Source organism: Candidatus Zixiibacteriota bacterium (genome assembly GCA_022865345.1).
Classification (GTDB): Bacteria; Zixibacteria; MSB-5A5; order MSB-5A5; family RBG-16-43-9; genus RBG-16-43-9.
In genome coordinates, this window is record JALHSU010000190.1 from 15,276 (window position 1) to 36,334 (window position 21,059).

21 protein-coding genes are annotated in these 21,059 nt (G+C 43.8%); 12 read left to right on the plus strand and 9 right to left on the minus strand.

From position 1 onward, the window contains the following. The first annotated feature begins 7 nt into the window (after positions 1-7). The 7 genes from trpS (at position 8) to rpsA (ending at position 6,648) form a co-directional block, all read left to right on the plus strand. On the plus strand, positions 8-979 hold the full coding sequence (trpS, locus tag MUP17_09250) for a tryptophan--tRNA ligase (protein ID MCJ7459163.1): 972 nt from the start codon (positions 8-10) through the stop codon (positions 977-979). Then, on the plus strand, positions 976-1,728 hold the full coding sequence (locus MUP17_09255) for a segregation/condensation protein A (protein MCJ7459164.1): 753 nt from the start codon (positions 976-978) through the stop codon (positions 1,726-1,728). The genes trpS and MUP17_09255 overlap by 4 nt, the downstream gene beginning before the upstream one ends. A gap of 4 nt (positions 1,729-1,732) precedes the next feature. Then, on the plus strand, positions 1,733-2,389 hold the full coding sequence (scpB, locus tag MUP17_09260) for an SMC-Scp complex subunit ScpB (GenBank protein ID MCJ7459165.1): 657 nt from the start codon (positions 1,733-1,735) through the stop codon (positions 2,387-2,389). A 76-nt stretch (positions 2,390-2,465) separates the two neighbouring features. Beyond that, positions 2,466-3,140 (plus strand): (d)CMP kinase, encoded by a 675-nt coding sequence (gene cmk, locus MUP17_09265; GenBank protein ID MCJ7459166.1) that lies wholly within the window; start codon positions 2,466-2,468, stop codon positions 3,138-3,140. After that, the gene (locus MUP17_09270) at positions 3,137-3,745 is read left to right on the plus strand and encodes a 1-acyl-sn-glycerol-3-phosphate acyltransferase (protein ID MCJ7459167.1); all 609 of its coding nucleotides are present in this window, start codon (positions 3,137-3,139) and stop codon (positions 3,743-3,745) included. Before cmk ends, MUP17_09270 begins: the two co-directional genes overlap by 4 nt. 15 nt (positions 3,746-3,760) lie before the next feature. Continuing rightward, positions 3,761-4,597: a 4-hydroxy-3-methylbut-2-enyl diphosphate reductase gene (locus MUP17_09275; GenBank protein ID MCJ7459168.1), complete on the plus strand. Its 837-nt coding sequence runs from the start codon at positions 3,761-3,763 to the stop codon at positions 4,595-4,597. Between the two features lie 59 nt (positions 4,598-4,656). Then, positions 4,657-6,648, plus strand: coding sequence for a 30S ribosomal protein S1 (rpsA, locus tag MUP17_09280; GenBank protein MCJ7459169.1), 1,992 nt, complete (start codon positions 4,657-4,659; stop codon positions 6,646-6,648). Between the two features lie 141 nt (positions 6,649-6,789). Here rpsA and MUP17_09285 read toward each other — a convergent pair whose 3' ends face one another. Genes MUP17_09285 through MUP17_09295 form a run of 3 tightly spaced genes read right to left on the minus strand, consistent with a single transcriptional unit; the run spans position 6,790 to position 8,650 of the window. Beyond that, entirely contained in the window at positions 6,790-7,266 is a 477-nt protein-coding gene (locus tag MUP17_09285) for a hypothetical protein (protein ID MCJ7459170.1), read from the minus strand. Then, positions 7,235-7,807, minus strand: a complete 573-nt coding sequence (gene xrtH, locus MUP17_09290) for an exosortase H (GenBank protein ID MCJ7459171.1) — start codon at positions 7,805-7,807, stop codon at positions 7,235-7,237. Before xrtH ends, MUP17_09285 begins: the two co-directional genes overlap by 32 nt. A 24-nt stretch (positions 7,808-7,831) precedes the next feature. Further along, on the minus strand, positions 7,832-8,650 hold the full coding sequence (locus MUP17_09295; protein ID MCJ7459172.1) for a hypothetical protein: 819 nt from the start codon (positions 8,648-8,650) through the stop codon (positions 7,832-7,834). 797 nt (positions 8,651-9,447) lie between these two features. Here MUP17_09295 and MUP17_09300 point away from each other — a divergent pair. From MUP17_09300 to gltA, 5 genes are all read left to right on the plus strand, one after another. After that, positions 9,448-10,323 carry a 3-hydroxyacyl-CoA dehydrogenase NAD-binding domain-containing protein gene (locus MUP17_09300; protein ID MCJ7459173.1) on the plus strand — a complete coding sequence of 292 codons (876 nt, stop codon included), beginning with the start codon at positions 9,448-9,450 and terminating at the stop codon, positions 10,321-10,323. Positions 10,324-10,448: 125 nt separating this feature from the next. Next, on the plus strand, positions 10,449-11,681 hold the full coding sequence (locus MUP17_09305) for an acetate kinase (protein ID MCJ7459174.1): 1,233 nt from the start codon (positions 10,449-10,451) through the stop codon (positions 11,679-11,681). Continuing rightward, complete coding sequence (locus MUP17_09310; protein ID MCJ7459175.1) at positions 11,674-12,003, plus strand: hypothetical protein; 330 nt, start codon at positions 11,674-11,676, stop codon at positions 12,001-12,003. Before MUP17_09305 ends, MUP17_09310 begins: the two co-directional genes overlap by 8 nt. A gap of 131 nt (positions 12,004-12,134) precedes the next feature. Further along, positions 12,135-13,001 carry a sulfide/dihydroorotate dehydrogenase-like FAD/NAD-binding protein gene (locus MUP17_09315; protein ID MCJ7459176.1) on the plus strand — a complete coding sequence of 289 codons (867 nt, stop codon included), beginning with the start codon at positions 12,135-12,137 and terminating at the stop codon, positions 12,999-13,001. 52 nt (positions 13,002-13,053) lie between these two features. Next, complete coding sequence (gene gltA / locus MUP17_09320) at positions 13,054-14,418, plus strand: NADPH-dependent glutamate synthase (GenBank protein ID MCJ7459177.1); 1,365 nt, start codon at positions 13,054-13,056, stop codon at positions 14,416-14,418. Positions 14,419-14,465: 47 nt separating this feature from the next. Here gltA and MUP17_09325 read toward each other — a convergent pair whose 3' ends face one another. From MUP17_09325 to MUP17_09350, 6 genes are all read right to left on the minus strand, one after another. Next, a complete protein-coding gene (locus tag MUP17_09325) occupies positions 14,466-15,563 on the minus strand; it encodes a tetratricopeptide repeat protein (GenBank protein MCJ7459178.1) in 1,098 nt (365 codons plus the stop codon). A 396-nt stretch (positions 15,564-15,959) separates the two neighbouring features. After that, complete coding sequence (locus MUP17_09330; protein MCJ7459179.1) at positions 15,960-17,294, minus strand: trypsin-like peptidase domain-containing protein; 1,335 nt, start codon at positions 17,292-17,294, stop codon at positions 15,960-15,962. Positions 17,295-17,307: 13 nt separating this feature from the next. Then, entirely contained in the window at positions 17,308-18,009 is a 702-nt protein-coding gene (locus MUP17_09335; GenBank protein ID MCJ7459180.1) for a zf-HC2 domain-containing protein, read from the minus strand. Beyond that, a complete protein-coding gene (locus MUP17_09340; GenBank protein MCJ7459181.1) occupies positions 17,966-18,580 on the minus strand; it encodes an RNA polymerase sigma factor in 615 nt (204 codons plus the stop codon). Before MUP17_09340 ends, MUP17_09335 begins: the two co-directional genes overlap by 44 nt. A gap of 371 nt (positions 18,581-18,951) precedes the next feature. Continuing rightward, positions 18,952-20,139 (minus strand): hypothetical protein, encoded by a 1,188-nt coding sequence (locus tag MUP17_09345; protein ID MCJ7459182.1) that lies wholly within the window; start codon positions 20,137-20,139, stop codon positions 18,952-18,954. 352 nt (positions 20,140-20,491) lie between these two features. Further along, positions 20,492-21,059, minus strand: a 568-nt coding sequence (locus MUP17_09350) for a DUF401 family protein (GenBank protein MCJ7459183.1), incomplete at its 5' end; no start/stop codon positions are given.

Here is a 21,059-nt window from a genome sequence, read left to right on the forward strand (position 1 = left end):
GAGGAAAATGAAGAAGACCATATTATCTGGAATGCAGCCCACTGGAAGATTACACCTGGGAAATTTAGAAGGTGCTTTGAAAAACTGGGTGGCTCTGCAAAACGATTACGAGATGTATTGCTGTATAGTCGACTGGCACTCACTGACCTCCGATTATGAAGATACCTCAACTCTGCAGGAGAAAATCAAGGAGGTGTCTCTGGATTATCTTTCGGCCGGGCTGGACCCGGATAAATGCGCTATTTTCGTCCAATCTCAGGTAAAGGAGCATGCTGAATTGCATCTTCTTTTCTCTATGATAACGCCAGTGGCCCGTTTAGCGCGGGTTCCTTCATATAAGGAGAAAAGGAAAGAACTGGGTCTGGATAGTTATGGATTCTTAGGCTACCCTTTGCTTCAGGTGGCAGATATCTTAATTTATAAAGCTGACTATGTGCCAGTTGGAAAAGACCAGTTGCCTCATATTGAGCTTGCCAGGGAAGTTGCCAGAAAATTCAATACCCTTTATGGCCAGGTTTTCCCTGAGCCGGAAGCGCTGTTGACCAAATTCCCTGTCATCCCCGGAATAGACGGTAGAAAGATGAGCAAGTCGTACAATAACGATATTGCTATAGCTGATACTGCTGAAGAGACCACCAAAAAAGTATCTGTGATGTTCACTGACCCGCAGAAGATTCATAAAAACGATCCAGGCAGGCCTGACCTTTGTCCCGTCTTTCATCTACATAAGATTTATACTGAGAACTATCAGGAGATTCACACTCTTTGCTCCACTGGGAAATTGGGGTGTGTCGAGGATAAGAAAAATCTGGCAAGAAATCTGAACCAAAAGCTGAAAGATATCAGGGAGAAAAGGAAAGAACTGGAAAAAAATCCGGAAAAGCTCTGGAAAGTATTGGACCAAGGTGCTCAAAAAGCCAGGGCTAAAGCTGGACAAACCATGCAGGATGTGAGGAAAGCAATGAGGTTAATCCAATGATCTTCCCGCTGGAGATAGAGCAGCAGATAGAAAAGAAAGTCCCCTTTCCGGTTAAATTGGAGGTGTTTGAGGGACCTTTAGACCTGCTCCTTTACCTGATAAAGAAAAACGAAATAGATATCTACGATATCCCGATTGCCCTTATCACCAGACAGTATCTGGAATATATCCAGCTTATGCAAAAGTTAGATCTGGACTTGGCCAGCGAGTTTATCCTTATGGCTTCAAATCTCATCCGGATAAAAATAAAACTCCTTTTACCCCGGGATGAAAACGAGGAACCAGAAGAGGATCCAAGAGAAGAACTGGTAGTGGCACTTTTAGAGTATAAGAAATACAAGGAAGCTGCTCAGACCTTGCAGAGAAAAGAGGAAGAGGAAAAGGTATTCTATCCCCGGTCTGATTTCTCATTTATCGAATCAAAGGACCGGGTCGAGTTCCTGCGCGAAGCAAACCTCTTTGATCTGCTTGTGGCTTTCAAAAAAGTTCTGGATAACCAGCCCAAAGTGACTTCACATACTATAAATTTTCAGAAGGTGGATTTAGAGGAAAGGATCCAATATATTCTGGATTTTCTGGCTGACAAAGACAGGGTCAGTTTTGAGGAGCTGTTTGCGGATAATCCGGTGCGTTTGATCCTGGTGGTTACTTTTATGGCAATTCTGGAGCTAATCCGTATACGGGAGATCAGGATTATGCAAAGAGGACATTTTTCCAGAATATTTATCTACAGAAACAAAAAAGGATAAGAAATTGTCAGGCGAGCTGAATTATCATTTGGTGGTTGAATCTTTGCTTTTTGCCTCAGATATTCCTTTGCCTTTGAGCAGATTGAAAGCGGTTTTAGAAGAGCTCTCAGTTGATGAGATAAAATCGATCATCCAGGAGCTGAACCTGAAATACCGGGAGAATAATCACAGCTTCGCTATAAGGGAAATTGCCGAAGGGTATCAGATGTATACCCTGCCTGAATACTCACCCTATATAGACCAGCTTTATACTCTGAGAAGGGCACAGAGGCTTTCCCAAGCAGGACTGGAAACCTTGGCTATCATCGCTTATCGCCAGCCGGTGGTGAAATCGGTAGTTGACCATATAAGAGGCGTTGACTCTGGAGGAGTGCTGCACACCCTTTTAGAGAGGAAACTTATCACTATTCTGGGACGGGAGGAAGGTGTGGGGCATCCTTTAATCTACGGGACCACTCCGGAGTTCCTGGTCTATTTCGGGCTTAAAGACTTAAAGGACCTCCCCAAAATAGAAGAGCTGGAAGCCTTGCTTCAGTCAAGGGAAAAAGAAAGAGCGGCTACCTTTTCATCCGAAGAAGTAGTTGAAAATATCAACGATTTAAACCTGCAGGAAAGTCTGACAGCCAAACTCCCTCCTGAAGGAATCGAAGATAATCTCTAAAACGACGTCCGTTAGACTCAAAATTCCAGTTCCGAATTTTGAAGTTGAAACGAATTATCAAGTTGTTTTTTTACAGATGAGAAAACAGGTTATAGCCATAGATGGTCCAGCCAGTTCCGGGAAAAGCACCACTGCTAAACTGGTAGCCAGAAGATTGGGATTTATCTATCTGGATACCGGAGCTATGTATAGAGCCATCACCTTGAAAGCATTAAGAAATAGGATAAGCCCTGAAGATGGGAAAGCTCTTGCCGGCATAGCCCGGGAGTCAAAACTTGATTTGATGGATGAGGATGGCATAAGTAAAGTCTGTCTGGATGGAGAGGACGTTACCGAGCTTATCCGGAAACCGGAGATAAACAAGCTGGTGTCTGAGGTTTCTTTGCATAAGGAAGTCCGAGCCGCACTGGTGTCCAAACAGAAAGAAATAGGACAAAAACATGATTTAGTAGCAGAAGGAAGAGACACCACCACCGTAGTATTTCCGGATGCCACTCTTAAGGTTTACCTGGATTGCGACATAAAAGAGAGAGCTAAAAGGAGAATGCTTGAATTCAAAGGGAAAGGAATAAATACTACCCTAAAGGAACAGGAAAAAGAGCTTTCCGGAAGAGATAAAATCGATTCCGAAAGAGAGGCAAGCCCGTTGAAGAAAGACCCTGAGGCTATAATAGTCGATACCACTAATCTTTCCATCCAGGATCAGGTGGAAAAAATCGTTCAGTTGTATGAAAAAAGCAAAAAAAGATGAGATTCCATTATCAGGCAGCCGTGGCCATGATTAAGCTGATAATCGGGATCCTGCGCGGAATGGAAAAACAAGGGAGTGAGCATATTCCGGCACAAGGAGCAGTCTTGATAGCTGCCAATCATATAGCCTATTTTGATCCTCCTTTAATAGGAAGCGCCAGCCCCAGGGAGCTTTACTATATGGCAAAAGAGGAGCTTTTTGAAAATTCTTTATTTGGCTGGTTAATAAGCAAATTCAACGCTTTCCCGATCTCCCGGGGAAGTTTTGATCGGGAGGGAATAAAAAGAGCCACCCAGGTGCTGAGAGGGGGAAACGCCCTTCTGGTTTTCCCTGAAGGCACCCGGAGTAAGGATGGAAGCTTGAGAGAGCCTAAATTAGGCGTGGCTAAATTAGCCCTGGAAACCGGGGCACCGATCGTGCCAGCCTGTATAGACTATTCCGGAAGCTGGCTTAAGGCTTTTTTCCAGAGAAGAAAAATCAGAATCAAGTTCGGCTTCCCCATAAAGCCGGAAGAACTTTTCTGCATACCCGGGAATAAGGAGGGATATTTAAGGCTTACCCATAAGATTATGCAGAGGATTAAAGACCTGAAAGAAGAGAAGTAAGGTGACTGTGTGAAGATGCAGATTTTTGTGGTAAAAAATGCAGGTTTTTGTTTTGGAGTCAAAAGAGCGATAAATCTGGCATTTGAAAAAGCCAAGAAAACCGGGAAAAAGGTCTACACCTTTGGTCCTTTGATTCATAACCCCCAGGTGGTGGATGAACTGAAAAGAGAAGGCGTGCACCCGGTTCAAAATTTGAAAAAAATTAAATCCGGAACCCTGATCATCCGCTCCCATGGAGTGCACCCCCGGATTTTGCTGGAGGCAAAAAAGAAAGGATTAAAGATAATCGATGCCACCTGTCCCTTTGTGAGAAGAGCTCAGAGGAACGCCAGAGCTTTGCATAAGGAAGGTTATCAGGTGGTGGTGATTGGAGAAGCTCATCATCCGGAGGTTCAGGGGATAATAGGATATGCGGATGACCAGGCAAAGGTTATAAATAGTGATACCAGGGAGCTTGACTCTTTCAAAGGGAAAAGGATCGGGCTGATAGCTCAAACCACTTTGAATCTGGATACGTTTAAACAGGTTACAGGCAAGCTTCTGGAGAAGGCAAAGGAGATAAAAATTTTCAATACTACATGTAACGCTACCGCTAATACCCAGAAAGCTACTCTGGAAATGACAAAAGACGTGGACTTGATGATTGTGGTCGGCGGGAAGAACTCAGCCAACACCTCCCGCTTGGCCAAGCTCTGCCGGGAAAAAGGGAAAACAACTTATCACATAGAGACTGCTTCGGAACTAAAAAGCAGATGGTTTAAGGGAATAAGAAGTATAGGGGTTACTGGAGGAACTTCAACCCCTAACTGGATTATCAATCAGGTGGTGGAAAAGATCAGAGATTTGACTTAAATTCAAAAAGAAAAAAATGTCCCGCAAGGACAAATTCCATATAAAGGAGGAACTGTTTAATGGCCGAGAAGAAAAAGCCAAAAAAACCTGCAGTCGCCAAGACTGACAAAGGTAAGAAGAAAGGAGGTGTGAAAAAACCTAAGCCCGCTGCGGTTTCCAGAAAGAAACCAAAGGCACCGCTCGAAGCTCAGGCAACAGAGCTGATTGAAAAACCAGAACTTAAGCCGGAGAGAAAAGAAAGAAGGATAATAAAAGAGAAAAAAGAGCCGGTAATTCTACCCAGGTTAGAGGAGGAAAAGGAATACTCGCCTGAGGAGTTTCAGAAGATGCTCTCCCTGTACGAGCAGACTTTTAAGGAGGTAAGGGAAGGAGAGATAGTTAAGGGTAAGGTCCTGCGCATAACCAAAGATGACGTGATCGTGGACGTCGGCTTTAAGTCAGAAGGAATCATCCCGCTCTCTGAATTTTCAGATATGGAGCAATTGAAAATTGGAGATGAGATCGATGTCTTTTTGGAGACCATAGAAGATCAGAACGGACAACTGGTCCTTTCCAAACAGAAAGCGGATTTCATCCGGGTCTGGGACAGGATAAGGGAGTCGTATGAAAAAGGAACTTTAGTAGAAGGCAAACTTCTGAAAAGGATCAAAGGCGGCATAGTGGTGGACCTGATGGGAGTGGATGCCTTTTTGCCCGGCTCACAGATAGCCCTGAAACAGGTTCCGGATTTCGATGCTCTTCTGGGAAAAAACATGCAGTTGCGCATCATAAAACTGAACAAAAGCAGGAGAAACATAGTGGTCTCCCGCAGAGCGGTCCTGGAGGAGGAAAGAGAACAACAGAAGACCAAGCTCTTGACCGAAATCGAGACTGGACAGGTAAGAGAAGGTGTGGTGAAAAACATCACCGATTTCGGAGTTTTCATCGATTTAGGCGGAGTGGATGGTCTTCTGCATATAACCGACCTCTCCTGGGGCAGGGTTTCTCACCCGAGCGAAGTAGTCGCCTTAGGTGACAAGATCAACGTCAAGATACTGGACTTTGATAAATCCACGGGAAGGATCTCCTTAGGTTTAAAGCAGCTTACCCCTTATCCCTGGGATAATATCGAGCAAAGATATCCCATAGGTAAAAGAGTGCGGGGAAAAGTGGTTTCGATAACCGACTATGGTGCATTTGTGGAACTGGATAAAGGGATTGAAGGCTTAATTCATATCTCTGAGATGTCCTGGACCAAGCATATCAAGCATCCTTCCAAGCTCTTGGGAGTTGGGGACATGGTTGAAGCAGTGGTTCTTTCAGTGGATAAAGCTAATGAGAGGATTTCCTTAGGCATAAAGCAGATGGAACCAGACCCCTGGGATGCAATTGAAAGGAAATATCCAGTAGGTTCCAGAGTGTCAGGCAAGGTGAGAAATCTGACTGCCTTCGGCACCTTTATTGAGCTGGAGGAAGGGGTGGATGGACTGGTCCATATCTCTGATCTTTCCTGGACCAAAAGAATTCAGCATCCGGGTGAGGTTATGAGGAAAGGCGAAAGGGTTGAGGTAGCGGTTCTGAACATCGATAAGGAAAACCGCAGGATATCTCTGGGTTATAAACAGCTAAAAGAGGATCCCTGGCCCACACTTTCCAAAAAATACAGAATCGGGGCTGAGACCCAGGGAAAGATCATCCGACTGCTGGATCGGGGAGTAATGGTTGAACTGGAAGGAGAGATGGAAGGTTTTGTGCCCACGGATCAACTCGGAAAACCGGATTTGACCAAACCCTCTGATGCTTTCTCCGCAGGAGATTTGGTACCTCTTAAGGTGATCGAATTTGACCAGCCCGCCAGGAAGATAGTCCTGTCAGTAGGCGAATACTACAAGGATAGGGAAAAAGCCGAGTTAGAAGCATACCTTTCCAAACATCCGACCAAGACGGTCAAGGTGAAGGAATTAGTCGAAGAGCCGAAGATGGAGGAGCTGGAGAAAAAGATCGGGCCCTTGCCTGCTGAGGAGGAAAAAACCGAAACTGGAACTGGTGAAGAAGAGCCTCCTGCTATGTAAAGAAATAATAAGATGTAGATATAGGGGCACGGTGCACCGTGCCCCTATATTATTTTCGTAGTGCGACCCTTCAAGGGTCCATGAGGTCTGTAGGAGCGTTCAATCCGGGAATTGGACCCATAAGATTAAACGCCCTTACTGCTATTTTATAGCTAAAACTTTCTTAGGCATAAACAGATTTAGCAAATTCTTTTTAGCCAAAATTGCCCACAAAAGGAAAGGCAAGGTTTGACTAAAAAGATAAAAAGGGACCTTGAGTTTATAATACAATGCTGAGGGTGGAATTTGGTAATCGTTGTAAAAAAGACCTACTACTACAGACAATAGTATATGGTATCCAACTAGAACAGACACTCCAATTACTAACTTTAATATTCGTTTTCCAATCTCTATGTCTTCAGTTATCAACATAAGTGAGATGAACGGTATAATATTATTGTAAAGCTCTTTAGGATACCAAAGAACTTTAATCCTCATTCCAAAAGTCCAGAAGAGATGCTTTAAAAATCCAACGATAACCGAAAGAGAATAGCTTTCTCCTCTCCAATACCATAGAACATATAGAAATAAGGATAAACTCAATACCTTAAGAATAAATATCTCTGGTTTCTTTTTCATATTTTACAATTTTTTCTATCCAGAAAAACCAGATCCCTCCCACTATCAAAATCCCCGCAACCTGCCAGAAGTAAATATGCATGAAATTGAAAGTTTTTGGATTCCAGTTGCCTAAAACGGAGATGAATAAAACTCTGAGTAAATTAATCAAATAAAGCACTGGTATACCGAAAAGTATGCCTAGCAATTTCTTTTTATAATTGGCCGGAAAAGCCACGATTACAGATATTAGGATTAATATCTCAGATAATCCCAGACAATCACTCACCACCCTAATTGACAGCTTATTCAAAGCAAGCACAGGACCGCTGGTATGAGCATTTATTCCAAAAAGATTTAGAATGAATCCCAATAAACCAGCGGTCCAGCTCGAAATTGTGACCAACTGAGAATTGAAATATGGGCTGATAAATGGATATACAAAAAAGATTATGAATAAAAACACAGGAAAAAGCAGATAAAATCGCAGAATTTCTTTTTTTGCTTTCCTTGTTGCCTGTTTTATCTCTTGTTTTTCCTTGCGGTGTTCACTTGGTTTCATAATCTTTTCCTGGACATCAATCCCCTACGACCGGACACCTACTACCTTTCTCTTCCAGAAAAACACCCAGGAGGCTATTGCTAAAAATACAATTATAAGACCAATAAGACCATTCTTGGTGAGGAAGGATATCATCTGTCCTCCAGAAGCAACTTGATAAGAGACGCTATCAGGGTGCTGATGACATACTGTAGCTGTATCTATAGGAACTTGACCATGATAACAGAAATCACTCGGTAGTAAGGAGGGTGGATCCCATGCTTGTATTATAAACAATACCGCTGGAGGGGGCTGTGGCCAAACCAGTTGTATATGCTTCCATTGCCATATAAAACCATACGGCACCCAGTTAGTCCAAAATGCTTGATTGGTTTTAGTGGTTAAATTACTTAGCCTATATTGTACCTCTAAATGAGTAGCACAGAAATTGACTAATACCCAACCCGTCCTAACACTGTTTGGAGGTATAACTAATCCACCAGGGAAAAAGTTTACAGGTCCCTGTCCCCAGGCCGGATCTCTAAGTTTTAGAAAATCTATATTTAGACTATTAACTAAGTCAGTGTTCGGTAGCCAATAATAGTACCAGTCGCAACCTGGCGCTGGAGCTTTCCCTTCTGCCGGTCCCCAGGCTGGGTCTGTTGGTGCATCTGGACCAAGCTCTTCAAGACTAACCGTTTTAGAAACCCCTGCTACAGGTTCGCGCGTGCCAAACTCCCTTTCTAACAAATCCAAATACTTCTGGGGACTTGGCTTATCATCACACCAGGTTTGCTCACCCCCTAACATCGCCCACAGGGCTATTGTGAGCATAACAATTAAAATACGTTTTTTCGTCATCATCTTATTCCTCCTTTCTGTGTTCCAAGATGAGAACCTACATTCTTAAACTAAGATGTTAAGATTGAATTCATAAACACCTCCTTGAAAATGTTAGATAAACATTCACAATACCAAACCAAATCTAAATTTTCAGAGACATAAAACCTCTTCTAAGTAATATTGAATTTAAGGATAAGGCTATCCACCTTATGCGGATAAAATTCAGATTCTTCGTCCTTCGGACCCAGAATAACCTGTGGAAGAAACCTTAACAAGTTTGGGCTGGGGACCTCTTTTCTTAAGGATTGTTAATCCACAACCTCATCCCCCAGAGGCGGGACAAAATCTTAATAAATAATAATCTCTTGTTTAGTTTTTCAAGGAATTCACCCTATTTAAATCAATCTAATCCCCGTTGTCAAGGGAAAAATAAAATTTCTCTGAGATTTTTTGTAATTTTAAACTACAAAAGGAGTTAAATTTAGAGCTTGTGAAATTTCTTACAAACTATCTAAAAATTGGCTTGCTAAAAAAAATAAATTTTATTATTATATTTTTTCACTCTTTGGAATTGGTACAAGGATAAAGGGTTGAGGAGTTTTAGGGATAAAGGGAGTATTTTGGCGTAGTCAAAAAAGAGAACGGTGTGCATTATAACGCGTAGCGGAGGTTTTAGACCTCCGCCAAGCCCTAAAGGCTCGGCTACGCGATTCTGACCTGAGTTTATTAAAAACTGTAGCAAGGCTGAAGCCTTGCCCTACATCTTTTTTATTAGGTATTCGTTATTAATCATTCGTCATTTAGCATGTGAGGTATCTATGCCAGTCAATAAAGTTGTAGTCATGGGAGCCGGGGTTATGGGAAGAGGGATTTCCGAATTAGTCTCCTCCACCGGCTGCGAGGTGGTGCTGGTGGATAAGACTGAAGAGATTTTGAAGAATAGCATGCATATCCTCTCAGAGATAATGGATAACGAGATCGAGAAATGGGGTCTGACCAGGAGTGAAAAAAAAGCAATCCTCTCCAGGATTACGCCTACGACCTCCCTGGAGGAAGCCTGCGATGTCAAGATCGTGATTGAATCAGTCCCCGAAAGCCTGGAGGCAAAAAAGGAAGTTTTCCAGAGCCTGGATTTGAACTGCTCTCCCGAGACCATCATAATCACCAATACCTCTACCTTATCCATAACCGAGTTAGCCTCGTTCACCAAAAGGCCGGACCGGGTCATTGGAATGCACTTTCTTTTTCCGGTTACCAAGGTTCCTTTAGTGGAGATCGTCAGGGGCCTGAAAACCTCTAAAGAGACCTATGATGCGATCAAGGATTTCGCAGACCAGCTGAACAAGACTCCGGTCACGGTATACGAATATCCCGGATACGTTACCACCCGCATAATCGTTCCTTTTCTGAATGAGGCGATGCACGTTCTGATGGAAGGAATCGCCTCAGCTGAGGATATTGATACTGCTATGAGATTAGGGTTCGGGTTTAACATAGGTCCTTTAGCTCTGGCGGATATGATGGGCTTGGATGTGGTGATGAGCTGGATGGAAAACCTGTTAAATGAACTTTCTGAACACAAGTATAACCCCTGTCCCCTTCTGAGAAAACTGGTTCGTGCGGGACATCTTGGACAAAAAACCGGACAGGGATTTTTCAAATACGATGCAGAGGGAAATAGGATAAAAGAATAACTGTGAATGTCTTATTTGTCATTCTGAGGGAGTCCAAATGGACGACCGAAGAATCTGTTTCCCGTTAGCAGAGAGATTCTTCGCCCTACGGGCTCAGAATGACGCAGTTGTAATCAGGAGAAAAGATGAAGATTTTAGTTCTGAATTGCGGCAGCTCTTCGGTTAAATATCAGCTTATCGACATAGACAAAAACTATGCCTTAGCTAAAGGCTTGATCTCCAGGATAGGGATGAGCGATGCAGTCCTGACTCACAAGCCGCACGACCGGCCAGAGGTGAAGATCTCCGGGGAGATAATCGACCATATCGTTGCCATCGAGTATGTGATAAGTATACTCCTCTCCCCTAACCATGGTGTGATCAAAGACAAATCGGAGATTTCGGCAGTTGGTCACCGGGTGGTGCATGGAGGCGAGAAATTCCCGGAGTCGGTCCTGATAAACCCGGAGGTGATGGCAGAGTTGAGAAACTGCATCGAGCTTGCCCCCCTGCATAATCCTCACAATATCAGAGGTATAAATGCCTGTCAGAAGATTCTGCCGAATATCCCCCAGGTTGCGGTTTTCGACACCGCTTTTCACCAGCAGATGCCAAAATATGCTTACATCTACGGACTCCCCTACATTCTTTATAAGAAATACGGCATCCGAAGATATGGCTTTCACGGGACCTCTCATTTCTATGTGTCCAAACGCGCTTCCGAGTTATTGAAAAAGCCTCTTAAAGAACTCAAGATAATTACCTGCCATCTGGGTAATGGTGCCAGTATGGCAGCAGTAGATGGAGGGATATCTGTAGACACCAGCATGGGATTTACTCCCTTAGAAGGGCTCCTTATGGGAACCAGAACTGGGGATTTGGACCCAGCTGTGATCTTACACATAATGGCTCGGGAAGAGCTATCCCTGCAGGAAGCCAATACTCTTTTGAACAAACATTCCGGTATGCAGGGTATCTCCGGCCATTCAAGCGATATGCGGGACATTATCCAGGAAGCAAAGGAAGGGCATGCCAATTCTAAATTGGCTCTGGATATGTACTGCTACCGCATAAAAAAATATATCGGTGCCTATGCTGCAGCTATGGGTGGTCTGGACTGTTTGGTCTTCACTGCAGGAGTGGGTGAGAATTCTCCCTTAATCAGAGCAAAATGCTGTGAAGGATTGGAGTTCCTGGGGATTGAGATTGACGAGGACAGAAACGAAGAGGCGGTGGGGATGGAGGCTCTGATCAGCAAGGACAAAACCAGGGTTAAGGTCCTGGCTATTCCGACCAATGAGGAGCTGGTTATAGCTCAGGAAACTCAGAAAGTGATTGATGTGGATAAATTCCTGAAGGAGATGTCCAAAGGTGTATAAATATGTTCTTATTCTGTTTCTTATAGTTACTCTCTTATTGACTTTGCCCGGATGCCAGAAATCCAGGGTGCAGGACTTACAGCAAAGGTTAGACAATTTTCGCAACATTCTGCCCCAGAACCTCAGGGCTGAGTTCGATTCTAAGAACTATGATGCAGTTGTCAAAGTGATCGACTCCCTTGTTGCGGAGGATGAAAATTTCAAGCAAAGATATGAAAAAATGAAAGATAACGAAGCTATCAATGTTTTTACCTCCCAGGAGGTGGTTGATTTTTTCAAGACCTATTTCGTAGAAGAGATTGAAAAAGAGACGCAGCGTTGACGCTGGTTGTTGGTCTCCAGACCAACAACTAAAACCCGACGCTGCCTGTTGGTCTCCAGACTAACAGGTTGCCTGCGTTGGTGAGGACACCAACGCAGAGCAAGATCAAATAATGAAAAAAAGGAGAATTTCTGGAAAAAATCATCGAGAAAAGCAAATTAGCTCCGAATATTCACAGGATTAGATTTCATCTCCCCCTTTTAGTGGAAAAAGCCAAACCCGGACAGTTCGTGATTTTAAGGATTGATGAGCCGGGAGAAAGAATCCCGATGTCGATTGCGGACTTGGACAAGAAAAACGGGATCTTGACTATCGTTTTTCAGGAGGTGGGAAAATCGACTGCGCAGCTGGGTTCTCTCAAGGAAGGGGACCTACTTGCTGACGTGGTGGGTCCTCTGGGAACCCCTACTCATATAGAGAAATACGGCAATTGCGTGTGCGTGGGAGGAGGCATAGGGATTGCCCCGATTCATCCTGTGGCAAAAGCTTTAAAAGAGGTGGGGAATCAGGTAACCTCCATAATCGGTGCTAGGAATAAAGAGCTTCTGATAATGGAGGATGAATCAATAGCCGCCTGCGACAATCTGATTATATCGACAGATGATGGAAGTTATGGTTTTCACGGATTTGTAACCCAGGTCTTAGCCGGAATATTAGAGAAAGGCGAAAAGGTGGATTTCGTCTTTTCAGTTGGACCGGTTTTGATGATGCGGGCATTAGCCAGAGTCACATTACCCTACAAAGTCAGGACAATAATCAGTCTGAACCCGATAATGGTAGATGGAACCGGGATGTGCGGTGCCTGCAGGGTAACTGTTGGGAACCAGACAAAGTTCGCCTGTGTAGATGGACCGGATTTTGATGCCCATCTGGTTGATTTTGAGGAACTGCTTAAAAGACAGCGAATGTATCTAAAAGAAGAAAAGGTTGCTATGGATAATTTCGTCTCCAGAATGGATCAGTCTGCACATCACCATCAAAGCCACAAACCATCCTGAAGAGGAATCAAAATTGAGCACCCCAAAAAAGACCAGTATCCCCAGGCAGAAGATGCCTGAGCAAACACCGGAGCAAAGGGTCAAAAATTTCAAAGAAGTTCCTTTCGGATACACTGAGGAATTAGCCAAGATCGAATCCCAGCGCTGTTTGTACTGCAAAAAACCTTTGTGCATTGCCGGCTGTCCGGTGGAGATCGATATACCTGGATTTATCAAATTTATTTCTGAAGGTGACTATATCGGCGCGGCAAAAAAGCTGAAAGAGACCAATAGCTTACCTGCAGTCTGCGGCAGGGTCTGCCCCCAGGAAGACCAGTGTGAAAAGGTCTGCGTTTTAGCTAAGAAATACCAGCCTGTAGCCATAGGTAACTTAGAGAGGTTTGCCGCAGACTATGAAAGGGAAGCAGGTGAAATAGAAATACCTGAAATCGAGAAATCGACTGGCAAAAAAGTGGCGATAGTTGGCTCAGGTCCGGCTGGGCTGACTGTGGCTGGTGACCTGATAAAAATGGGACATCAGGTAACAGTATTTGAAGCTTTGCACAAGGCCGGAGGAGTTTTGGTTTACGGAATCCCGGAATTTAGATTGCCCAAGGCGATTGTTCAATCTGAAGTTGACTACCTGGCTAAATTAGGCGTTGAGTTTAAGACCAGCAATGTAATTGGGATGCTGGAGACTATTGATGACCTGTTCGCTTCCGGGTATCATGCGATCTTTATAGGGACCGGAGCCGGACTCCCCAATTTTATGAGGATTCCGGGTGAAAATCTAAATGGCGTTTATTCCTCAAACGAATATCTGACCCGCTCGAATTTGATGAAAGCTTACAGCTTTCCGGAAAACGATACTCCTATCTTCTCAGGAAAAAATGTTGCTGTCCTGGGCGGTGGAAATACCGCTATGGATTCGGTCAGAACTGCTTTGAGACTGGGTGCAGACAATGCCTATATAGTCTATCGCCGCTCCCGAACTGAGATGCCAGCCAGAAAAGATGAGATTCATCATGCAGAACAAGAAGGAGTGAAATTCGACTTTCTGACTGCCCCGATTAAATTCCACGGGACAGAGGATGGCTGGGTCAAAGGGATGGAATGTATCCGGATGAAATTAGGAGAGCCGGACGAATCCGGACGCAGAAGACCAGTTCCAGTTGAAGGCTCCAATTATATAATGGATGTGGATACCGTGATAGTCGCCATTGGGAATAGCTCCAATCCATTGGTCCCGAAAACCACTCCCGGATTAGACATCAATAAATGGGGGAACATAACCGCTGACCCTGAAACTGGCCAGACCTCGCGCAAAGGTGTTTTCGCCGGAGGTGACATAGTCACCGGCGGAGCAACCGTAATCTTAGCCGCAGGTGCAGGCAAAAAAGCCGCCCGTGCGATTGACGCCTATTTGAAAACATTATAAAAATTTGTAAGGGCACGGCGCGCCGTGCCCTTACGCCTGCCTTTTTACTATTTAGAATTTGCCAACCCCTTATATTTTTTCGCATTCTCATCATCTCCAAGTTTTTCATAGGCAAGAGATAAATTATGATAAACCATCTTGAGATAATGAGTTTGCACGGTCTCGGTAAAAATCTTCTCTGCATTCAAATAATACTCAATAGCTTTCTTAAAATCACATAAGCCAAAATAAGCATTACCTAAATTTGTATAGCTTGCTGATTCGCCTGCCTTATCACCTATCTTTTTATCAATTTCTAAAGATTTCTCGCAATACTCAATCGCCTTCTTGAAATCGCCTAAACCATCATAAGCATTGCTTAAACCTGTATAGCATTTTGATTCTCCTGCTTTATCCCCTATCTCTTTAAAAATTCCTAAAGACTTCTCACAATACTCAATCGCTTTCTTCAAATCGCCTAAGTCAGCATAAACAGTGCCTAAATTTGCATAGCATACTGATTCTCCTGTTCTATCACCTCTCTCTTTCTTGATATTTAAAGACTTCTCATGATACTCAATCGCCTTCTTGAAATCGCCTAAATCAGCATATACATTACCTAAGTTGTTAAGAGCTCCTGATTTTCCTTCTAATCTTTCAGTTTTATCTTTTACTTTTTCAGATATGGTTAATGCTTCTTTATAATGCTTTTCTGCCTTTTTTAGTTCTGATAAAAGATAATAGCAGTTACCTATGAGGATATTAGCGGCGACTTTGTTCTCCTGTGTAGCTCCCGGGTGTGATAGGCATTTTTCATACTCCTTAATAGCCTGTTTAAACTTATATTCTTTCTTATAGTTTTGTCCAGAATTAAAGAAATGTCTTAACAAGGGATTTTCTCCCAGACCATCTATGTATTCTTGTGTAAGACCCCTTCCACGTAACTCCTGCCTTTCTAATAATTCACGCTCAAATTTCTCGGCTTTAGCCTTTTCTTCTTCAGCTTTCTTTTGTTCTACTAATAAATAGACGCCGCAGAAACAGATTAACAAACAGATAACCCACACAATTATTTTTGTTCTTCTTTTTAGCTCTTTTGCTATGGAGAGAAATGTACCAAGTATTAATGGACCAACTATCAAGATAATGCTTAACCAAAATTTCATATTCTATTTACTCCCCTATGTTGACCATCCTTAGCCAATAAAGTGTAATAGGCTCTTTTCCTTCTTTGTTTGATTTATATAATTTAACTATTCTCTTTGAAAAATCAAGCCTGAAAGAGATAGGTGGGGCGTATTGCCATACGCCCCTACAAAGAGCGTGAGGACAGAACAATGTTCTGTCCTTACAAAAAAGCAAGGCAAGGCTAAAAGCCTTGCCCTACGAACTTATCAATTAAAAACGTCCGGGATAAACTCCGAGAAACGGATCCGCAGGACCGGACGCAACGAACTTGGAGACGCATGCTATGCGTCTCTACACTCTTTTTTACGGTCACGAGAAACGACCAACGCTCGCGTCATTTCTCTTTCCCCTTGAACCCTTGACTCCTCGAATCCTTATTTCTTCTCTTCCTCCATCTTCTTGCTCAGTTTTTCAATCTCTTTACTTAAGTCCACCAGTTCCTTCTTAAACTCTTCCATCTCTTTCCTTAGCTCTGTCAGGTCTTTGCCCTGGACGATTTTCGCTTTGTCAAGCGATTCCAGGAGTTTACTCTGCTGCTCGTCGTACACCTGCTCGAAATTTGCCTTTCCCAGCGCCTCGGAGAGCTTTTCCAGACCCGTCCAGAAGCTATAGTCCGGCCCGGCCCTGCCAAGTCTGGCGCTTAGAATCCTTTCTTTTCCATTCCGCAGCACTCTTAGCCTTACCGATTTATCAGGCCGGGTACTTTCAATTAGCTCCCTGAAATGCTCAGAGTCCTCAACTTTCTCGTCGTTGAATTCCACCACCACGTCCTGATCTCTCAAACCTGCCTTGTCTGCTGGACTACCCTGCACCACGCCATCGACTAGAACCCCTCCCTTCACACCGATCTCCGCTTTTGTCTGCTCGTCCAAGTCTGCCAGATAAACACCCAGATAACCCTTCTCAATGCTGGAGCCATGTTTTATTATCCAATCCGCCTTCTCCTTGACTGAGTTCATCGGAATTGCCAGAGAGATCCCGGATGAGGGTACTTCGATCTGGGTCGGCGGGATGGTGACACTTCTCTTCAACCCCTCCTCGTATATCCTCACAGATCCCATTACCGAAGGCTCGGAAAGCTTGGCAGAAACCAGTCCGATTACTTTTCCCCTGGTGTTTAATACCGGTCCTCCGCTATTTCCTGGACTCACGTTGACGCTCATCTGGATGGTCTTATCATCTCTGATGCCGTTGACTATCCCGAAGGAGACTGCAGTCGGAAGCCCGTATGAATTCCCCACAACTGTGACCCAGGAGCCTTCCTTTGTTTTGTCAGAGTTACCCAGCTCGGCCGGTCTCAGACCTTTGGCGTCTATTTTCAAAACAGCTAAATTGGTCTGGTAATCCGTTCCAATCAGTTTCGCCTCATACTCTTTCTTATCAGAACCTATTACCCTGAAATCTTTCATCCCTCTCACCACGCTGGAAGTAGTCAGGATATACCCGTCTGGTGAATAGATTACGCCTGAGCCTACGAAGGATGCCGGCTCAGAGAGTTTTCCCCTTCCTTCGGGAAAAATTCCCGCCTCGATGGTCACCAGCGATGGCTTAACCGACTCCACCAGACTGGTGATATTCTGCTCCAATGATTCCAGCACGTCTTGAGCTGAGGCAGAACTAACCAGGAATGATGAGTCTGGTTCAAACCGGCTGAAAAATAGGGACAAAAGAACTAAAATGCCCAGGTTCAATATAATTTTTATTCTCATATAAACCTCCCTATCAATAAACTTTTCTTACTTTGCTGCTGGCGGATGAGACCGCCGGCAGAATATATCCAACATTGGTTTGTCTGTTATCCACCGGTCTATAATTAACCGCATCTATAACAAAGTTAGGCGACCCGCGCTCCGGCATTCTGCTGTCAGGCAATTCCTCCAGGTCCGATAATCTTAAATTATCCATCACAAAGACTGCTCTGGGACTCCCCTTTTTCTTTATAGGTAAATCTACTTTACCACTGTTGGTCTGGAGACCAACAGTGAGCGTAGAAGGATTCTCGCTCTTCGTTGGTGTCCTCACCAACGAAGTCTCAGCGGAAGTTGCCGTCTCAGGCTTTTCCGAAATCGTCTGAGATTTATGAAATCCCCCTTTCAAAACCAGAAATAGAGCCAATGCCACAACCGCCGCCGGAATAAATACCCATCTCAGAGAGGGGAAAACAGTAAACAAAGATTTTACTTTTGGCTCTTTCTCTGTAGAAGGAAGCTCTTTGATTTTTTGTCCAAGTTTCGACTCAAATGCTGAGGATGGTGCAAATCTATCCAGTTCCGGAATCGCATCATTTAAGGCTCTGAACCCCTGAGCTTCTCTGGAACAACCTTCACACGCCAGGATATGCTGGTCAATCAATTCCTTTTCTTTTACAGTTAGCTCGCCTTTATAATATCGGGATAGAGAGCGGCGAATCTTTCGACAGCTCATAGCATTCCTCCATCATTGGCCTCAATTTTTTCTGCAAAATCCTTCTTGCCCGGTTAACCCTGGATTTTACCGTGCCTAAAGGTAAATTCAAAGTCGAAGCGACCTCTTCATAAGATAGCTGGTCAACGTCCCTTAAGAGAAAAACCGTTCGGTATTTGAAAGGAAGCGAGCTTATCGCCCCTTCCAAAATTGAGCTTAAGCGATTCCTGTTCCCGTGATTCTCCGAATTTGGATCCGGATGATTAACCAGACTATCCATTCCAAAAAACCTGACTTTTTTCTTCCTTTTGTATAGATTCCTGCAAAGATTCAAGGCTATGGTATAAATCCAGGTGGAAAAAGAGTAATTGAAATCGTAACTTTCCTTTTGTTTGTAGACTCTCAAAAAAGTCTCCTGCAAGATATCCTCAGCCTCCTCCTTGTTGCCTACCAGACGGTAAAGCAGGGAAAATAACCTCACTTTATAATTTTTGACCAGGAGATTAAACCCTTCCACCTCACCCCGTAAGAATCTCTCCATCAATTCCTTATCAGAAGATCGAGTCTGACCTTCAGGCCGGCTTTGCTCCATCAAAGGGATCTCCCATTTTCTACAAGTTTATACAATTTAATATACTCAAAGTTCCCCCTTTTGTTTAAGAAATTTTGATGTGTTCCCTCTCACCACGGGAGAGGAAAAGCGTGATGTTTTATGTAGTCGGTAAAAGCCTTACGACCCGTAGGGCGGAAACCTTCAGGTTTCCATTTAAATAATGGAAGGCTGAAGCCTTCCGCTACAGGTCGTAGCGTCGGGCTTTATGCCCGACGTTTTTGAGGGTATCACCTACGATGCAAGTTGGCTCGCATTAACTTCTTAAGCGGAGAGATCAAATGCTACAAATAGGCTACCGTCGTAACGTGCTCTTTTTCCTCACTTCATGCTCAAACTGTCAGACAAATTAGCTAAGGGAGTAACCGCAGTCCTACGGATGCAAGCACGACCGTTGCCCAGCTTGGGGACCGACCAAGGAGGTCTTGCCACTTGGAACTGAGGTCTTTCCATTGTCCCCGCTCGAAAACCTCGATCTGTGCTGCATTGTCAATTTGTCGGATACCCATGAACATTAAGCCACCAGAGGGTGTGACACCTATGTCAAAATTGCGTTGCATGTCTAGCCCTGCATTCAGACGCTCGGATAACCGAGACCACTGAACGCCGTCAGTACTACTGTAAAAATAGTAATCATGTCGAACTAATCCTCTCGTGCTCGGTGCATCGAAAGTCGCAGCATACAAAACACCCTTTTTATGATCAACTGCTAGCCTTATTGGTTCACGCCCTTCTATATGGAGGTCAAATGGTGAATTCCATATGATTTGGATGCGTGGCAGCCCGGGACCAGCGGATACTGGAACTATTCGACCTGTCAGCCACTTATCAGAACCGATCCTCAAAAGAATGTTATCACCCCAAACCGCTAGCAATGGGTTCCCTGAAACTTGAAGAGTAACCGTGTGTGAGTTTGGATTCTGCAACACGCTTTCAAACCGTTTATTGTCGTTATCAAACAACCATACGTCGATTTGATTGATAGCAAGGTTATGTATAACTACAATCCAGTAATGGCTCGCTGCATGATAGGCATATGTAAAATCAGGCGCAATAGCTCCTGCAGGATACACTGGCGAAGGTGTAAAAGAGACTTGACTACCACTAGGACTTACTTCCAGAAATCCTATAACATCTGTGTCCGTGACGAGCCATGCTAGCAATGTAGTGGAATCACTGGATTCTCCAAGTTGTTTAATAAACGAGGGATCATTTATCCAACTTTGGTAACCCCCTAAATTTACTTCCTTCCAGCCAGTCAAATCTGAATTATACGTGCTTCGTAAGTGCCGCTTACCGTTAGTATCACTAAACAATAAGAAAAGGGCTTGTTTATAAGTCTTAAGTCTCGGGCGCCCCAAATTTGCCATTCTATCTATAATAGATAAATTAGCTGTATCACTTCGTATGATAGGTTGTATAGGAGGCTGAGCACGTGAAGAATTGGAGAAAGTCACAAACGGAATCCCTATTGCCACCGATAGTAGCATGATCGAACGTGCAAACCCGCCAAATACTCTTTTAGAAAATAGGTAACTCATAACAGGTCCTCCCCTGACCTTTAAAGGTCTTTTTGTGGATTTAGCTTATTGATTATATATAACTTGAAATCTGACTTGTCAAGTATTTTTTTGAAAGGTGTCTACTTTTTTAGACATTTTGAGGCGGACAGTGGTGTATAGGGCTATGGCGATAAGTATTTTCGGTATCAGAATTTCACGCACGTTTACGGATAGAAACTAGAGGGCAATTTTGATCAACTTCTAAGAAATAGATAGGAATGTAGTCCAACCGATCATGACTCAGCGCGCTTAACAAGCGAGCTTTTGATTCTAGTAAATGTTGTTGAGATTTAGTTTCTCCCCGGGCTGGGCTCATCCCCTCGAATCCTTCTTACCGGATTTTCCCCCAGGGATACCCTAACAGCACCAAAATCACTGCCACTACCATCAAAACAATCGAAGGTGGAATTATCAATCTATAGATTTTGGAAAAAGAGGCTTTGAAATAATCCTTGGTCAAAACCAGACATAAATGCACTGGAGAGAGCATCACCCCGGTAAAACCTGCGGCATAAGCTAACATAGCATATCCGTAGTTCACCCCATTCGGCTTTAGAAAACTTAAAAGGATTGGATAAGATATTCCAATAAAAGCTGTGGTCACACCAGTCAAAGCCCCGACTGTAAAAGGAACCAGACAAATCACCAGAATTGGGGAGATTCCCCAGGCAGATAAAGTCTGAGGAATTACCGTCACTGCACCGGAAACTTCGATTATCTTTTTGAAGATCATTATCCCCAAAATCAGCATGATAATCTCCCAGGTTACGTTCTCCCTGATTATTTTGAGAAGCGAAGCAGGTTTGACCAGATTTACTATGGCAAACAGGATGACGCTTAAAAGCAGCGCCCACAATAAATCTATCCCGGAGAAAAGATTCAAAACCACAGCTAAAAGA

Excerpts from the sequence above, each read along its gene's own strand:
- MUP17_09335 (MCJ7459180.1), bottom strand. The coding sequence starts at position 18,009 with ATGAGCTGTCGAAAGATTCGCCGCTCTCTATCCCGATATTATAAAGGC.
- trpS (MCJ7459163.1), top strand. The coding sequence starts at position 8 with ATGAAGAAGACCATATTATCTGGAATGCAGCCCACTGGAAGATTACAC.
- MUP17_09255 (MCJ7459164.1), top strand. The coding sequence starts at position 976 with ATGATCTTCCCGCTGGAGATAGAGCAGCAGATAGAAAAGAAAGTCCCC.
- MUP17_09305 (MCJ7459174.1), top strand. The coding sequence starts at position 10,449 with ATGAAGATTTTAGTTCTGAATTGCGGCAGCTCTTCGGTTAAATATCAG.
- MUP17_09330 (MCJ7459179.1), bottom strand. The coding sequence starts at position 17,294 with ATGAGAATAAAAATTATATTGAACCTGGGCATTTTAGTTCTTTTGTCC.
- MUP17_09295 (MCJ7459172.1), bottom strand. The coding sequence starts at position 8,650 with ATGATGACGAAAAAACGTATTTTAATTGTTATGCTCACAATAGCCCTG.
- MUP17_09300 (MCJ7459173.1), top strand. The coding sequence starts at position 9,448 with ATGCCAGTCAATAAAGTTGTAGTCATGGGAGCCGGGGTTATGGGAAGA.
- MUP17_09340 (MCJ7459181.1), bottom strand. The coding sequence starts at position 18,580 with ATGGAGCAAAGCCGGCCTGAAGGTCAGACTCGATCTTCTGATAAGGAA.
- MUP17_09345 (MCJ7459182.1), bottom strand. The coding sequence starts at position 20,139 with ATGAGTTACCTATTTTCTAAAAGAGTATTTGGCGGGTTTGCACGTTCG.
- xrtH (MCJ7459171.1), bottom strand. The coding sequence starts at position 7,807 with ATGAAACCAAGTGAACACCGCAAGGAAAAACAAGAGATAAAACAGGCA.
- MUP17_09325 (MCJ7459178.1), bottom strand. The coding sequence starts at position 15,563 with ATGAAATTTTGGTTAAGCATTATCTTGATAGTTGGTCCATTAATACTT.
- gltA (MCJ7459177.1), top strand. The coding sequence starts at position 13,054 with ATGCCTGAGCAAACACCGGAGCAAAGGGTCAAAAATTTCAAAGAAGTT.
- MUP17_09285 (MCJ7459170.1), bottom strand. The coding sequence starts at position 7,266 with ATGAAAAAGAAACCAGAGATATTTATTCTTAAGGTATTGAGTTTATCC.
- MUP17_09275 (MCJ7459168.1), top strand. The coding sequence starts at position 3,761 with ATGCAGATTTTTGTGGTAAAAAATGCAGGTTTTTGTTTTGGAGTCAAA.
- rpsA (MCJ7459169.1), top strand. The coding sequence starts at position 4,657 with ATGGCCGAGAAGAAAAAGCCAAAAAAACCTGCAGTCGCCAAGACTGAC.
- cmk (MCJ7459166.1), top strand. The coding sequence starts at position 2,466 with ATGAGAAAACAGGTTATAGCCATAGATGGTCCAGCCAGTTCCGGGAAA.
- MUP17_09270 (MCJ7459167.1), top strand. The coding sequence starts at position 3,137 with ATGAGATTCCATTATCAGGCAGCCGTGGCCATGATTAAGCTGATAATC.